The organism is Microbacterium sp. 69-7 (assembly GCF_001897985.1).
Lineage (GTDB): Bacteria > Actinomycetota > Actinomycetes > Actinomycetales > Microbacteriaceae > Microbacterium > Microbacterium laevaniformans.
In genome coordinates, this window is the sequence record NZ_MKRU01000031.1 from 3,051 (window position 1) to 17,372 (window position 14,322).

Here is a 14,322-nt window from a genome sequence, read left to right on the forward strand (position 1 = left end):
TCGCCGGAAGCCAGCTGGACGAGCGCCGTGCGTGCCTCGGCATCCAGGACCACGGCCCCATTCAGCCCGCGAGCATCCGACACCGCGCGATCGAGCAGGAGGCCGAGATCGTCGTCGGTGAGCGGCTTCAGGGTCAGCAGCAGCGACCGCGACAGCAGCGGCGAGATGACCGAGAAGGACGGGTTCTCGGTAGTCGCGGCGATCAGGATCACCCAACCGTTCTCCACGCCCGGCAGAAGAGCGTCCTGCTGGGCTTTGGTGAAGCGGTGGATCTCGTCGAGGAAGAGGATCGTCGAGATGCCGTAGAGGTCGCGCTGGGTCATCGCCTCCTGCATCACCTCGCGCACGTCTTTCACGCCGGCGGTGACCGCCGAGAGCTCCACGAACCGGCGTCCCGACGTACGCGCGATCGCCTGCGCCAGTGTTGTCTTGCCGGTGCCCGGCGGGCCCCACAGGATCACCGAGACGGCTGTCTTCGCGGCGCCTGCCGGGTCGGCGAGGGCGACCAACGGAGATCCGGGGCGCAGCAGATGCCCCTGGCCGGCCACCTCCTCCAGAGAGGTCGGTCGCATCCGGACGGCCAGAGGGGTCTGGCCTTGGAAGAGAGCGGATGCCGATGCCACCGGACCAGGGTATCCGTGACCGCCGACGTCGGGGCCGCCCAGGTTTGTCGACAGCGTGCGCCGCGACGTAGTCTTCCCAGAGTGCTGCCCGGCCCGGATCACGGCGGCCGGGGCGCATCAACACGAAGGAGGTCCGGGTGGCTGCGGCGGGCAAGAAGCAATCGCGCGACGAGAAGGAACGCGCGCGCCTCTATCGGGCACGCCAGGAGTTCCACGCGAGCCTCATCGCACGCCGGCGCCGCGACAACGTCATCGCGGGCGTCGCGGGAGGCCTTCTGCTGCTCGCGGTGGTCGGCGGTCAGGTCGCGTACTACACCGCCGGACCAGGCGCGCCGACGCCCGCTCCGAGCGGCGCCGCCACACCCGCCCCGACGCCGCTGGAGTTGCCCGGCTCCTCCGAGATCCCGGCACCGACACCGTCTTCTACCACCGCGCCCTGACAGTCAGCGGTGGAGCGCGCGTCGCGGGTGAGCGCTCCACGGACGGCGGGCACGCCCGTATAGGCTGTAAGCCGACCGAACCCCCATGCGGCGTGCGCCGCGACGAGGTGCTATCCGTGACTGACGTCTCCCCTTCCCAGCCCGACCACGAGCCTGCCGAACAGGCCGCTGTCGAGGACACCGCCACCGTTGCCGCCGACGAGGCCGCGCCCGTCTCCGACGAGGCCGCAGCCGCGGAGGCTACGCCCGCTTCGGCGCGACCGGCGCCGGCTCCGACTCCCCGGGCGATGCCGGTCCCGCGCCCTCCCGCGCGTCGCGCCGCCGTCGCCCCCCTCCCGGCAGCCGCGCCCGACTCGTTCGGTCGCGTGGATGACGACGGCACCGTCTCGGTGCGCGAGGGCGATGACTGGCGTGTCGTGGGTCAGTACCCCGACGGCACGCCCGCGGAGGCCCTCGCCTATTTCGAGCGGAAGTACGTCGATCTCGCCGGTGAGGTCACTCTGCTCGAGGTTCGTCACCGCAACGGCGGGGCGTCCGCCTCCGATCTCCGTTCGACGCTGGCGACCGTGCGTGAGCGCGTCGTCGGTGCGGCCGCCGTGGGTGACCTCGCGGCCCTGGAGGCGCGACTGGGCGCGCTGGATGCCGCACTCAGCGAGGCGTCGGCCGAAGAGGCGCAGGCGCAGCGCGAGGCGGTCGATGCCGCCATCGCAGAGCGGACGGCGCTCGTCGAGAGGATCGAGGCCCTGGCGGCCCGCGACCCCAAGTCGATCCAGTGGAAGCAGACCACCGCGGATATCGGCGAGCTCTTCGCGCAGTGGCAGGCTCACCAGGCGACGGGTCCGCGCCTGCCCAAGAGCACGGGCCAGCAGCTGTGGAAGCGCTTCCGCGATGCGCGCGCCACGCTCGACAAGCACCGTCGCGAGTTCTACTCGGGCATGGACGAACAGCACCGCGCCGCTCGCGACGCCAAGGCTCGCCTCGTCGAGCGCGCCGAGGCGCTGGCCAGTAAGGGCGAGGACGGCATCGGCGCCTACCGCACGTTGCTGGACGAGTGGAAGAGCGCGGGGCGCGCCGGCAAGAAGGCAGACGACGCGTTGTGGGCACGCTTCAAGGCGGCCGGCGACGCGCTCTACGCCGCCCGCAGCGAGCGTGAGCAGGCGGATGCCGAGGAGTCGCGCGAGAAGATCGAGGCGAAGCGCGCGCTCCTCGCGGAGGCCGCCGCGGTGCCGCAGGAGAAGGACCTGGTGAAGGCGCGGACGCTGCTGACCGGTATCCAGCGTCGCTGGGACGAGATCGGCCGCATCTTCCCGCGCGAGGCCGAACGGGGTCTCGACGACGAGCTGCGCAAGATCGAGCACGGCGTCAAGGCTCGCGAGGATGCCGACTGGAAGAGCAACAACCCGGAGACCAAGGCGCGTCAGAACGACATGACGCAGCAGTTGCGCGACGCCATCGCCGCTCTCGAGGCCGATCTCGAGAAGGCCAAGGCGTCGAAGAATGCGGGAGCCATCGCGAAGGCCACCGAGGCGCTCGAGGCACGCAAGGGCTGGCTGAAGGCCCTCGGCGGCTGAGGACACGTCCTCCCCGGCCGGGCCCCGTCCGAATCTGTCCACAGATCGCCGTCTCCCCGTCCGCGCACCGCGCGCGACGGGGAGACTGCCCTCATGGGCTGGCCCTTCCTCTACTTCGCCGGAGATCGGCTGTCGACCGCTGAGCTGAGCGCGGCTCGACTGGACGGCGACCTCGTCGAGGTCGGCGAGGCCTACATGCCGACGGATGCCGTGGAGACACGGGAACTGCGCGCGGGATCCCTGCGTCCGCTGATGTCGGCAGCGCTCGCGCTGACGCGGCGATCGGCGGCCTGGGTGCACGGTGCGCTGGCGGAGCCGCCGGTGCGCCATGACGTCCAGCGGTTCTCAGCGCGGCGGATCCACTCCGTGGTCGACAACCGACTGGTCTATCGCGACGTTACGCTGCGCGGCGAGGACGTGATGGCGATCTCGGGTGTCGCCGTGACCACACCGGCCCGGACGCTCGCTGATCTCGTGCGGGATCAGTGCGGCGGCGTCGACACGGCGGCGGAGATCGCCGCTGTTCTCCGCTGGTCTCCGGGTCTTGCCTCGACGGCCGCGCAGGTCCTGGCCGACGGCCCACCGCTGCACCACAAGCGCGCGGCCATCGCCGTGCTGCGCACGTGCGCTCAGGAAGAGGTCACCCGGTAGACGTCGTACACGGCGTCGATACGGCGGACGGCGTTGAGCACCCGGTCCAGATGCACGATGTCGCCCATCTCGAACACGTAGCGGCTGAGCGCGAGGCGGTCATTGGTCGTCTGCACCGAGGCCGAGAGGATGTTCACGTGGTGCTCGCTCAGCACGCGGGTGATGTCGCTGAGCAGTCCCGAGCGATCCAGCGCCTCGACCTGGATGTGGACCAGGAACACACTCTTGGTCGTCGGCGCCCATGCCACGTCGATCATGCGATCGGGATCGTCCTGAAGGGATCGCACGTTCGTGCAGTCCGCCCGGTGCACGGACACTCCGCTGCCACGCGTGACGAAGCCGACGATGTCGTCGCCCGGTACCGGCGTGCAGCACTTGGCGAGCTTGACGAGGATGTCCGGCGCGCCGCGCACCAGGACACCCGAGTCGCCGCCGCGGGGTGCTTTCGAGCGGCCGATGTGCGGAATCTCGATCGGGCCGGTGGAGGTGTCCTCCTCCGAACTGACGAGCGCCGTGACCTTCTCGATCACCGACTGCGTCGACACGTGGCCCTCGCCGACGGCGGCGTACAGGGCGGTGACGTCCTCGTAGCGCAGTTGGTGGGCGACCTCGGTGAACGAGTCCTGGTTCATCAGGCGCTGCAGCGGCAGGTTCTGGCGGCGCATGGCCCGCGCGATGGCGTCCTTGCCCTGCTCCACCGCCTCTTCGCGGCGCTCCTTGGTGAACCATCCGCGGATCTTGTTGCGCGCCCGCGTGCTCTTGACGAAGCTCAGCCAGTCCTGGCTCGGGCCGGCATCCGGGTTCTTGGAGGTGAAGACCTCGACGACGTCGCCGGAGTGCAGTTCGGACTCCAGCGGAACGAGTCGGCCGTTGACCTTCGCGCCCATGGTGCGGTGACCGACCTCGGTGTGTACCGCATACGCGAAGTCCACGGGAGTGCCGCCGGCGGGAAGCCCGATGACCCGGCCCTTCGGCGTGAAGACGTACACCTCTTTCGCGCCGATCTCGAAGCGCAGCGAGTCGAGGAACTCCCCCGGATCGGCCGTCTCGGCCTGCCAGTCGGAGATGTGCGCGATCCAGGCCATATCGGTGTCGACGGCCTTCGTATCGGACTTTCCGCCCGCCATCCGCTCCTTGTACTTCCAGTGCGCGGCGACACCGTACTCCGCCTGCTGGTGCATCTCGTTGGTGCGGATCTGGATCTCGACGGTGCGACCGCCGGGGCCGATCACCGTCGTGTGCAGCGACTGGTAGAGGTTGAACTTGGGTGTGGCGATGTAGTCCTTGAAGCGACCCGGAATCGGGGTCCAGCGCGCATGGATCGAGCCCAGCACGGCGTAGCAGTCGCGCACGGTCCCGACCAGCACCCGGATGCCGATGAGGTCGTAGATGTCGTCGAACTCGCGGCCGCGCACGACCATCTTCTGGTACACGGAGTAGAGCTGCTTCGGGCGCCCCATGACGCGGCCGCGGATGCGGAGGTCGCGGAGGTCCGCCTCGACGGCGTCGATCACGTTGTGGACGTACTCTTCACGCTGTGGCGTGCGCTGCTTCACGAGGCTGTCGATCTCGGCGTACAGCTTCGGGTGCAGCACCGCGAAAGACAGGTCCTCCAGCTCGTTCTTGACGGCCTGGATGCCGAGTCGGTGGGCCAGCGGCGCGTAGATCTCGAGCGTCTCGGTCGCCTTCTTCGCGGCCTTCTCCGGAGGCACGAACCCCCAGGTTCGCGCGTTGTGCAGGCGATCGGCCAGCTTGATGATCAGCACCCGGATGTCCTTGGACATCGCAACGATCATCTTGCGGACGGTCTCCGCCTGCGCGGCATCCCCGTACTTGACTTTGTCGAGCTTGGTCACGCCGTCGACGAGCATGGCGACCTCGTCGCCGAACTCCGCCGTCAGCTCGTCGAGACGGTAGTCGGTGTCTTCGACGGTGTCATGCAGGAGGGCGGCGGCGATCGCGCGCGGGCCGAGACCGAGATCGGCGAGGATCTGTGCGACAGCGAGCGGGTGCGTGATGTAGGGCTCGCCGCTCTGCCGCTTCTGGCTGGCGTGCGCCCGCGCCGCCACCTGATAGGCGCGCTCGATGATCGCGACGTCGCCCTTGGGGTGGTGCGTGCGCACCGTGCGGATCAGCTGCTCGACGCCGTTGCGCGAGGGCGCGCGGGAGAAGATCCTCGGGACGAGGCGACGCAGAGAGCTGGGCGGGGGCGCGACGTTTCCGGCACTGGCAGACGTGGGAACCGTCTCGGCCATCCGCTCACCTCCGCCTTGACTGATCCGTTTATCCTACGCCCGGGCGGACCGTGTCCTGCTCACGCGTCGACGCGGGCGCGCTCGCGAGCAGCGAGAACGCGCGCGTCGCGCGACCTGAGGTCCGACTCGTTCTCGCGCAACAGCGAATACAGCGGGGCAGCGACGAACAGCGTCGAGTATGCGGCGACGATCGTTCCGACGAAGATCGACAAGGAGATGTCGGTCAGCGTCTGCGCGCCGAGCCACAGCGCTCCGATGAACAGGATCGCACCCGTCGGCAGTGCGGCGACCACCGTCGTGTTGATCGATCGGATCAGCGTCTGGTTGACGGCGAGGTTGACGGACTCGCCGAAGGTGCGTCCTGACTTCTCACCGTCATCGCGTGTGTTCTCACGGATCTTGTCGAAGACGACCGTCGTGTCGTACAGCGAGTACGACAGGATCGTGAGGAAGCCGATGACGGCCGCCGGCGAGATTTCGAACCCGAAGAGGGCGTAGACACCCACGGTGATGACGAGCACATCGACCAGGCCGATGATCGCGGCGACCGACATCTTCCAGGTGCGGAAGTAGATCGCGAGGATCACGAAGGTGAGGGCGAGGAAGATCGCGAGACCCCACAGCGACTGACGCGTGACGTCCTGACCCCAGCTCGGGCCGATGAAGGACGAGCTGACGTCGGACTCCTGCACCCCGAACTTCTGTGCCAGGGCCGTGGTGACGGCCTGCGTGTCGGTGTTGGTCATCTGGTCGGTCTGGATGCGCAGCGCGTCCGATCCGATGGTCGTGACCTTCGTCGTCGCTCCGGGAACCACAGACTGCACCGCTGCGGTCGCGGCGGTCTGATCGGGGTTCGCGACCTGGTTGACGGTGAACTGCGATCCGCCGGTGAACTCGATCGAGAACTGGATGGGACGAATCAGCGGTACGAGCGCTGCGGCGATGACGAGGGCTGCGGCGATGATGAACCACAGGCGGCGACGTCCGACGAAGGGGAAAGAGGTCTTGCCGGTGTAGAGGTCGTTGCCGAACTCGTTCATGGAGCGCATCAGTCGTCTCCCTCCGTCGTCGAAGTCGGTTTGCCGGCGTTCTTCGCCGCGAGCTCGGCCTGCTTGCGCTCGGCGATGGTCTGACGGCGTTCCGCCTCACCGCGCGAGCGGCCCGCGCGTCGCGCAGCCGAGCCCTTCGCGCCGTCCAGCACCGGAGCCCGGAACTGCGCGCGCCCGCGATAGACGGCGCCGAGGGCATCGGGATCGAGCCCCGACAGCGGGTGGCCCCCGCCGAAGAAGCGCGTTCGAGCCAGCAGCTGCAGGACCGGGTGGGTGAACAGGATGAAGATCAGGATGTCGATCAACGTCGTCAGGCCCAGCGTGAACGCGAAGCCCTTGACGGTGGCGTCGGCGAGGATGTACAGCACCACGGCGGCGAGGATGTTGATCGACTTCGAGATGTAGATGGTGCGCTTCGCGCGACCCCAGCCGTCCTCGACCGCGCCGGTGATCGACTTGCCGTCACGCAGCTCGTCGCGGATGCGTTCGAAGTACACGATGAACGAATCCGCGGTGAACCCGATCGTGACGATCAGACCCGCGACGCCGGCCAGCGACAGGCGGAATCCCATGCGCCAGGCCAGGATGCAGAGGGTGATGTAGGTGAGCACCCCCATCACGCCGAGGGAGGCGATGATGACGAAGCCGAGCGCGCGATACACGACGAGCGAGTACAGGGCAACGAGCGCGAGACCGATGAGGCCCGCGATGAGGCCGATCTGCAGCTGCTGCGAGCCCAGAGTGGCCGAGATGGCATTGTCGCTCACGATGCCGAAGCTGAGCGGCAGCGCGCCGTACTTCAGCTGGTCGGCGAGCGTCTTGGCGCTCTCCTGGTTGAAGGAGCCGCTGATCTGCGGCTTGCCGTCGAGGATCACGCCGTTCATGGACGGTGCGGAGATGACCGCTCCGTCCAGAACGAAGGCGAACTGGTTCTGCGGGCTCTTGCCCGCCTGGGTGAACGCGTACAGGCGCTGGCTGACCTCACCGAAGGTCTTGGTGCCCTGATCGTCGAAGACGATGTTGACGACCCACTGTCCGTTCTGGGTGTTCATGCCGCTCGTGGCGTCGCTGATGGACGAGCCGTCGAGTTCGACGGGACCGAGAAGATACTTCGCCGTGCCGGTCGGGTCGCACGCGATCAGCGGCTGGTCTGCCGGGCTGTTTGCCGGGTCATTGTCCTTGTTCGCGCAGTCGTAGGCGAGGAACTTCGCCTGGAGTGCGGGGGTGATCCAGCTGAGGTCGCTGCCGTTGGTGGGCGATGCCGTGGGTGTGGAGGGCAGCGACGGGTCGGGCGTCGGGTACGGCGTGGAGTTGCCGTCCTGTCCGACGAACGACGTGCTCGCGGCGGTCGTGGCCAGCACTGCCCGCAGCTGCATCTGTGCGGAGGACTCGATGCGCTTGCGCGTCTCCTCGTCGGCCTGTCCCGGGATCTGCACGACGATCTGGTTGCCGGCCTGGGTGGTGATGTCGGCCTCGCCCACGCCGGACGCGTCGACGCGCTGGCGGATGATGGCTGCGGCCTGGTTCATCTGGTCGGTCGTCGGCGCGGCACCGTTGGGAGTCTTCGCCTCGAGGATGATCTGCGTGCCGCCCTGCAGATCGAGCGCGAGCTCAGGCGCCCACGAGCTCTTGCCGAAGACGTAGACGCCGAGGGCGTTCACTCCGAACAGCAGTGCCGTGATGACGAGAAGTCCGGTCAGTGCGCGCCAGGCACGGCGCACCGGGGTGGGTGTGGCCACGGAGGGTCAGCTTTCTTCGGGAACGTGCGGCGAGATCAGGCGTGCGGCTTCGCGTCGCCGGAATCGGCCGGCTTGTCGGCGACCTTCTCGGCGGCTTCTGCGGCACGGTCGTCGCTCACCGACGAGATGACGCCGTTGGCGACATCGCCCTCGTACTCGGCCTGGTCGGCCTCGGCTTCGATGAACTCGTCCTCGGTGACGTCCTCGTCGTCCACGACGCGCAGGATCGCCTGGCTGTGGACCTCGACCGCGACGCCGGGCGCGAGCTCGACGGTTGCCGCCTTGGACAGGTCCTCGCCGTCGTACGAGACGAGCACGCCGTACAGGCCCCCCTGCAGCAGCACCTTGACGCCGGGGAGCATCGCCCGTGCCTTGGCCTCCTGCTCCGCCTTCATCTTGGCGGCGCGCTTGCGAGAGCTCCAGAACATGAAGCCGAGCAGCGCCACCATCGCGACGAGCAGAATCCAATCCATGCGGATACACCTTTCGGGAGCGCGCCGGATCGACGCTGAAGAGGGCGGCAGGAAGCCTTCAGTGATTATAGGTCATCGAATCTCAGCGCCCCGTCCGGACGAGGCACGCGCAGATGCGCGTAGGCCTCCGGCGTGGCAACCCGTCCCCGCGGCGTGCGCCCGAGGAATCCGATCCGCACCAGGTACGGCTCGACGACCGATTCGATCGTCTCCGCCTCCTCGCCGACGGTCACCGCGAGCGTGCTGAGGCCGACCGGTCCCCCGCGGAACCGACGGACCACGGCATCCAGCACCGCACGGTCGAGGCGATCGAGACCGATCGCGTCGACGTCATAGAGCTCCAAGGCGGCCGCGACGTGCGCATCGGTCGCCGACGACGCGCTCTTTCCGTGCACGATGACGTAGTCGCGTACTCGCCGCAGGAGACGGTTGGCGATGCGGGGTGTGCCGCGAGAACGTCGGGCGATCTCGGCGCGGGCGGTGCGGGGCAGATCGACGCCGAGGACCGCTGCCGAACGGGAGATGACCTGTTCGAGCTCGCCGGGTTCGTAATACTCCAGGTGCGCGGTGAACCCGAACCTGTCGCGGAGCGGGTTGGGCAGCAGGCCAGACCGGGTGGTCGCACCGACCAGGGTGAACGGCGCCAGGTCGAGCGGGATGCTGGTCGCCCCCGCTCCCTTGCCGACCATGATGTCGATGCGGAAGTCCTCCATCGCCAGATAGAGCATCTCTTCGGCGGAGCGCGCCATCCGGTGGATCTCGTCGATGAAGAGCACCTCGCCGGGCACCAGGCTCGACAGTAGTGCGGCGAGATCGCCGGCGTGCTGGATGGCCGGCCCGCTGGACAGACGCAGAGGCCGCTGGCTCTCGTGCGCCACGATCATGGCGAGCGTGGTCTTTCCGAGCCCCGGCGGACCGGACAGCAGGATGTGGTCCGGCGGTCGCTGTTGGATGCGCGCCGCATCGAGCAGCAGCTGGAGTTGTCCGCGCACCTTCTGCTGGCCGACGAAGTCGGTGAGGGATGCCGGTCGCAGCGCGCCCTCGACGGCGAGCTCGGTCTCGTCTTCCGCCACGGCGGGATTCTGGGAATCAGACACCGGCGCGCTCCGGACGGGCGGGACCCAGCTGGGCCAGAGCGAGCTTGAGCAGCACCGGCACCGACCGCCTGTCGGCATCGGTCGCGGCATCCAGCACCAGCGTCACCGCCTCGACGCTCGTGCGCTCGTTCCACCCGAGGGCCGTGAGCGCCGCGACGACCTGGCCGGCGATCTCGCCGGCGGCGGAGCCGGCAGCCTGCCGGCTTGTTGCGGAGGTCACGTGAAGTTTGCCGGCGAGCTGCACCACGATGAGCTTGGCCGTCTTGGGACCGATCCCGGAAACGCGCCGGAACGGGGCGTCATCCTCGTCGGCGACGGCGTGCGCGATCTGATCGACGCTGAGCGACGACAGCACGCCGAGGGCGGATTTGGGACCGACTCCCGACACGCTGAGCAGGTGATGGAACACGGTGAGCTCGTCGCGATCGGCGAAGCCGAACAGCGACAGGGCATCCTCCCGCACGATGAGCGCGGTGTGCAGTGTCGTCTCGTCGCCGACGTGGAGCGAGCGGGCCACGGAGGCGGGCACTGCCACGCTGAAGCCCACGCCGCCGACCTCGACGATCGCCGACTCGGCGTCCAGATGCAGCACATGGCCGCGCAGCGAGGAGATCATGGCACCAGCCTAGACAATCGTTCGCAGTTTTGTTCGATCGACACGCGTGCGGGGTGCGCAGTTGTCAGCGTCGCGTCGCTCTCTTCTCGGCATCCGCCCACGCCCGTTGCGCCGGCGTGAGCGCCCCGGTGGCGGCGCTGCCCGACGGGGCACCTCTCCGCCACCCGTGGCACAGGGCGATGGCGAGGGCGTCCGCGGCGTCGGCAGGCTGCGGCAGGGCGTTCAGGCGCAAAACCCGGGCGACCATCGTCTGCACCTGGAGCTTGTCGGCGGAGCCGTAGCCGGTGATCGCCGCCTTGACCTCGGAGGGAGTGTGCGTGGCGGCGGGAAGACCGTGTTCGGCGGCGAGGAGCAGTGCGATGCCGCTGGCCTGCGCGGTGCCCATCACCGTGCTGCGGTTCTGCTGGGCGAACACCCGCTCGACGGCGACCACGTCCGGGCGGTGTGTCGCGAACACTTCACGCAGGCCCCGGGCGATGAGGGCGAGGCGTTCCGCGACGGGAAGATCGGCGCCGGAGCGGACCACGCCCACGTGGACGAGTGTCGCTGACCGGTCGGCGCGCACGTCGACGACACCGACACCGCACCGGGTCAGGCCGGGGTCGATGCCGAGGATGCGCACAGCGGATGCCACTCCCCCACGCTAAGCGCTCGACGCGGATGGGGGCGTTTCGACTCGCGGCTGCGCCCCTCGCTCAACGACCGGTGCCCCCGGTCGTTGAGCGAGCGGAGCGAGTCGAAACGCGTGCGCCCCCGGTCGTTGCGCGAGCGGAGCGAGTCGAAACGCGGCTTACTCGTCGTTCTCGAGCTCGGCCTGAACCTCGGCGGTGAGGTCGAAGTTGCTGAAGACGTTCTGCACGTCGTCGCTGTCTTCGAGCGCGTCGATCAGGCGGAAGATCTTGCGTGCCGTCTCGGCGTCGATCTCGACCTTGAGGTTCGGCACGAACTCGACGTCGGCGGATTCGTACTCGATGCCCGCATCGGTCAGTGCCGAGCGGACCGCAACGAGATCGGATGCCTCGGTGGTGACCTCGAAGCCCTGCGCGTGCGGCTCGATCTCCTCGGCGCCGGCCTCGAGGGCGGCCAGCATGACGTCCTCTTCGCTGGTGTTCTCTTCGGACACGACGATGACGCCCTTGCGGGAGAAGTTGTAGGCGACCGAGCCGGGGTCGGCGAGCGTTCCGCCGTTGCGGCTGAGGGCGGTGCGCACCTCGGCGGCGGCGCGGTTCTTGTTATCGGTCAGACACTCGATCATGAGGGCCACGCCGTTCGGTCCGTAGCCCTCGTACATGATCGACGAGTACTCGACCGACTCGCCGCCGATGCCGGCGCCGCGCTTGATGGCGCGGTCGATGTTGTCCTTGGGCACCGAGGTCTTCTTGGCCTTGAGGACCGCGTCGAACAGGGTCGGGTTCCCCTGCAGGTCCGGGCCGCCGAGCTTCGCGGCGACTTCGATGTTCTTGATGAGCTTCGCCCACGACTTCGCGCGGCGGGAGTCGATGACCGCCTTCTTGTGCTTGGTCGTGGCCCATTTGGAGTGTCCGGACATGGTCTCCAGTTTACTCAGGCGACACCGTTGCTTTTCAGCCGAGGATCTTGACGAGTGTGCGCAGATTGCGCGTGGTCGTCGTCGGCTTGTACGCCGCGCGCCCGAGGAGCTTTCCGAACGGGGTGTCGATCGTCCGGCCGACCTCGGGGCTCCAGTACACCACCCCGATTCCGGGGTGCGTGGGGTCCTCCGCCGGGTCGAGGGATGCCGCGGCATCCACCAGCGCATCGCGCACGGCCACGTCGGTGCAGAAGACGACGTACGGTTGCCGGCTCGGCTCTGCCGCATCGAAGGGGTAGGCGGTGACGGCCGCGGCGAGCTCGTCGAGCGTCACGAGGACGATCCACGCGTCGTAGTCGAAGCGGTCACGCAGGGCCGCCTCGATGCGAGTCTTCAGCTCAGCGCGCCGGGCGACGTCGACATCGACCGTGAAACGGGCGTTGCCGCTGGCGAGCACCGTCTTCACCTCTTCGAATCCGAGCCCGCGCAGCAACGCCGCCAGCTCCGCGCTGCGGATCGTGATGCCGTTGACGTTCACGCCGCGAAGCAACGCCACCCAGGTCGTCATGCAGCCACGTTAGCCCGCCGCGCCGACACCGCGCGCGAGTCGAGGATCAGTGCGGCGGGCGCAGATCGCTGCGTGCGGTCGTTCCGCGGCAGCCGAGCTCGCCTGGCTGCAGGTACACGCGCGGCGCATACACCCGCTCGGTGCCGTCCACGCGGCGCACGAGCACGCACCTGCGCTCGGTGCCCATCGAGGCGCCGATCGCGCCGTCGGCGGTCCGCACGACCTCGAGGGGGGCGAGCTGCTCGTAGGGGCCGGTGGGCGCAGTGAGTCGGGCCAGGATCGCGCTCTCCAGCTCGCTCGTCGAGACCGTCGCGGAGGCGTCGGCGACCACGGCGAGGATCGCGTCGGCTGCCCCCTCGGGACCACGAAGACCGGAGAGGTGTCGGGCGGCGGCGTCACCGACCTCGCCCCGTCCGGGCAGTCGATCGCTCGGACCGTGCGGGGATCGCTCCACGGCCGATCGTTCGCGACCGGGCCGTATCTCGTGAAGTCGACGGCGTAGCACGACGTGCTCGACACGGTCTCGGCGGACCACATGCCGGTGCGGCGCGCGGTCATCTCAACGCGGAAGGACAGCGTGCCCAGCGGGTCGATCGGGTTCTGCGCGGTCTGCGGGGTGATGCCGATGAGCGTGATCGCGCTCCGGTCACCCGTGGCTTGCGCAGCCAGCCGCGCCCATCCGTCGATGTCGGGCGCCTGCCGATGCGAGATCTCGCCGATGAGGTCCGCGACCGCGTCGCGTGCGGCCGCGTCCGCCGCGTTCTCGTGGGCCGCGAACCGCGTGAGGACGATGACCGCGATCGCACCGGCCGCGGCGCTGCCGATCATCCGCGATGCACGTCGTGTCATGGCGCGATCCTCCGCATCCGCAGATGCGGGTCGCGGCATCCGCTCAGCTCGCGCGTGCGGCGACGAGATCGAGGAACAGCTCGTGGAACCGCGTCTCCCCCGACACCTCGGGGTGGAACGCGGTGCCGAACAGCGCTCCCTGCCGGACGGCGACGATCGCTCCGTCCAGAAGGGAGGCCAGCACTTCGACGGCCGGTCCGGTCTCCACCACCCGCGGCGCGCGGATGAAGGTGGCGGACACCGGCTCATCGAAACCCGCGACCGTGAGCTCCGTCTCGAAGGAGTCGATCTGCGAGCCGAAGGCGTTGCGCTGCACGGTGATGTCGATCCCTCCGAAGGTTTCCTGTCCGCGGATGCCGTCGGCGATGCGGTCCGCCAGGAGGATGAGCCCGGCGCACGTGCCGTACGCCGGCATCCCGCCTGCGAGGGCCTCACGGATCGGCTGCTGCATACCGAACGTCCGCGCCAGCTTGTCGATCACGCTGGACTCGCCGCCCGGGATCACGAGCCCCGAGACGGTTGCGAGCTCCTCGGGGCGGCGCACCGCGACGACCTCCGCGCCCAGCGTCTCCAGGGCCCGGACGTGTTCGCGGACATCCCCCTGGAGGGCGAGGACGCCGACCCGAGGCATCCCCGTCGTCACCATCCGCGCTCGGCGAGCCGGTGCGGGGCCGGCAGGTCGGCGACGTTGATGCCGACCATGGCCTCGCCGAGGCCGCGCGAGACATCCGCGATGACCTTCGGGTCGTCGAAGAACGTGGTCGCCTTCACGATCGCGGCGGCACGGGCGGCCGGGTCGCCGCTCTTGAAGATCCCTGAGCCGACGAAGACGCCGTCGGCGC

Annotated in this window: 15 protein-coding genes and 1 pseudogene; 3 read left to right on the forward strand and 13 right to left on the reverse strand. The window is 68.9% G+C overall.

The window, feature by feature from the left end; translation table 11 throughout:
• The coding region (locus BGN98_RS03120; protein ID WP_502687805.1) for an AAA family ATPase at positions 1-572 on the reverse strand (572 nt) is incomplete at its 3' end.
• Between the two features lie 188 nt (positions 573-760).
• On the opposite strand from BGN98_RS03120, the gene BGN98_RS03125 reads away from it, so the two are divergent.
• The 3 genes from BGN98_RS03125 (at position 761) to BGN98_RS03135 (ending at position 3,285) form a co-directional block, all read left to right on the forward strand.
• Positions 761-1,063, forward strand: a complete 303-nt coding sequence (locus tag BGN98_RS03125; RefSeq protein WP_016465245.1) for a hypothetical protein — start codon at positions 761-763, stop codon at positions 1,061-1,063.
• A 116-nt stretch (positions 1,064-1,179) separates the two neighbouring features.
• Positions 1,180-2,634, forward strand: coding sequence for a DUF349 domain-containing protein (locus tag BGN98_RS03130; RefSeq protein ID WP_061683246.1), 1,455 nt, complete (start codon positions 1,180-1,182; stop codon positions 2,632-2,634).
• 93 nt (positions 2,635-2,727) lie between these two features.
• On the forward strand, positions 2,728-3,285 hold the full coding sequence (locus BGN98_RS03135; RefSeq protein ID WP_036290702.1) for a type IV toxin-antitoxin system AbiEi family antitoxin: 558 nt from the start codon (positions 2,728-2,730) through the stop codon (positions 3,283-3,285).
• On the opposite strand, the gene BGN98_RS03140 is transcribed toward BGN98_RS03135, so the two are convergent.
• From BGN98_RS03140 to BGN98_RS03195, 12 genes and pseudogenes are all read right to left on the reverse strand, one after another.
• Entirely contained in the window at positions 3,264-5,540 is a 2,277-nt protein-coding gene (locus BGN98_RS03140) for a RelA/SpoT family protein (RefSeq protein ID WP_036290688.1), read from the reverse strand. The genes BGN98_RS03135 and BGN98_RS03140 overlap by 22 nt on opposite strands.
• Positions 5,541-5,599: 59 nt before the next feature.
• On the reverse strand, positions 5,600-6,589 hold the full coding sequence (gene secF, locus BGN98_RS03145; protein WP_016465244.1) for a protein translocase subunit SecF: 990 nt from the start codon (positions 6,587-6,589) through the stop codon (positions 5,600-5,602).
• Positions 6,589-8,328, reverse strand: coding sequence for a protein translocase subunit SecD (gene secD / locus BGN98_RS03150; protein WP_036290686.1), 1,740 nt, complete (start codon positions 8,326-8,328; stop codon positions 6,589-6,591). The genes secF and secD overlap by 1 nt, the downstream gene beginning before the upstream one ends.
• A gap of 35 nt (positions 8,329-8,363) precedes the next feature.
• Positions 8,364-8,801 (reverse strand): preprotein translocase subunit YajC, encoded by a 438-nt coding sequence (locus BGN98_RS03155; RefSeq protein WP_005049530.1) that lies wholly within the window; start codon positions 8,799-8,801, stop codon positions 8,364-8,366.
• Positions 8,802-8,866: 65 nt separating this feature from the next.
• A complete protein-coding gene (gene ruvB, locus BGN98_RS03160; protein WP_288119510.1) occupies positions 8,867-9,898 on the reverse strand; it encodes a Holliday junction branch migration DNA helicase RuvB in 1,032 nt (343 codons plus the stop codon).
• Positions 9,891-10,514, reverse strand: coding sequence for a Holliday junction branch migration protein RuvA (gene ruvA, locus BGN98_RS03165; protein ID WP_288119512.1), 624 nt, complete (start codon positions 10,512-10,514; stop codon positions 9,891-9,893). The genes ruvB and ruvA overlap by 8 nt, the downstream gene beginning before the upstream one ends.
• Before the next feature lie 64 nt (positions 10,515-10,578).
• A complete protein-coding gene (gene ruvC, locus BGN98_RS03170) occupies positions 10,579-11,148 on the reverse strand; it encodes a crossover junction endodeoxyribonuclease RuvC (RefSeq protein WP_288119514.1) in 570 nt (189 codons plus the stop codon).
• Between the two features lie 156 nt (positions 11,149-11,304).
• Positions 11,305-12,063 (reverse strand): YebC/PmpR family DNA-binding transcriptional regulator, encoded by a 759-nt coding sequence (locus BGN98_RS03175; protein WP_288119515.1) that lies wholly within the window; start codon positions 12,061-12,063, stop codon positions 11,305-11,307.
• Positions 12,064-12,097: 34 nt separating this feature from the next.
• Positions 12,098-12,631: a DUF1697 domain-containing protein gene (locus BGN98_RS03180; RefSeq protein WP_036290676.1), complete on the reverse strand. Its 534-nt coding sequence runs from the start codon at positions 12,629-12,631 to the stop codon at positions 12,098-12,100.
• 46 nt (positions 12,632-12,677) lie between these two features.
• A complete protein-coding gene (locus BGN98_RS03185) occupies positions 12,678-13,085 on the reverse strand; it encodes a hypothetical protein (RefSeq protein ID WP_231477268.1) in 408 nt (135 codons plus the stop codon).
• 438 nt (positions 13,086-13,523) lie between these two features.
• The gene (gene pdxT, locus BGN98_RS03190; protein ID WP_036290674.1) at positions 13,524-14,126 is read right to left on the reverse strand and encodes a pyridoxal 5'-phosphate synthase glutaminase subunit PdxT; all 603 of its coding nucleotides are present in this window, start codon (positions 14,124-14,126) and stop codon (positions 13,524-13,526) included.
• Positions 14,120-14,322, reverse strand: a pseudogene (locus tag BGN98_RS03195) (pyridoxal 5'-phosphate synthase lyase subunit PdxS); the annotation flags it as partial. The pseudogene BGN98_RS03195 and the gene pdxT, both read right to left, overlap by 7 nt.

Coding starts and splice junctions, on each gene's coding strand:
- BGN98_RS03135 (WP_036290702.1), top strand. CDS start 2,728: ATGGGCTGGCCCTTCCTCTACTTCGCCGGAGATCGGCTGTCGACCGCT.
- BGN98_RS03140 (WP_036290688.1), bottom strand. CDS start 5,540: ATGGCCGAGACGGTTCCCACGTCTGCCAGTGCCGGAAACGTCGCGCCC.
- secF (WP_016465244.1), bottom strand. CDS start 6,589: ATGCGCTCCATGAACGAGTTCGGCAACGACCTCTACACCGGCAAGACC.
- BGN98_RS03155 (WP_005049530.1), bottom strand. CDS start 8,801: ATGGATTGGATTCTGCTCGTCGCGATGGTGGCGCTGCTCGGCTTCATG.
- ruvA (WP_288119512.1), bottom strand. CDS start 10,514: ATGATCTCCTCGCTGCGCGGCCATGTGCTGCATCTGGACGCCGAGTCG.
- BGN98_RS03175 (WP_288119515.1), bottom strand. CDS start 12,063: ATGTCCGGACACTCCAAATGGGCCACGACCAAGCACAAGAAGGCGGTC.
- BGN98_RS03180 (WP_036290676.1), bottom strand. CDS start 12,631: ATGACGACCTGGGTGGCGTTGCTTCGCGGCGTGAACGTCAACGGCATC.
- pdxT (WP_036290674.1), bottom strand. CDS start 14,126: ATGGTGACGACGGGGATGCCTCGGGTCGGCGTCCTCGCCCTCCAGGGG.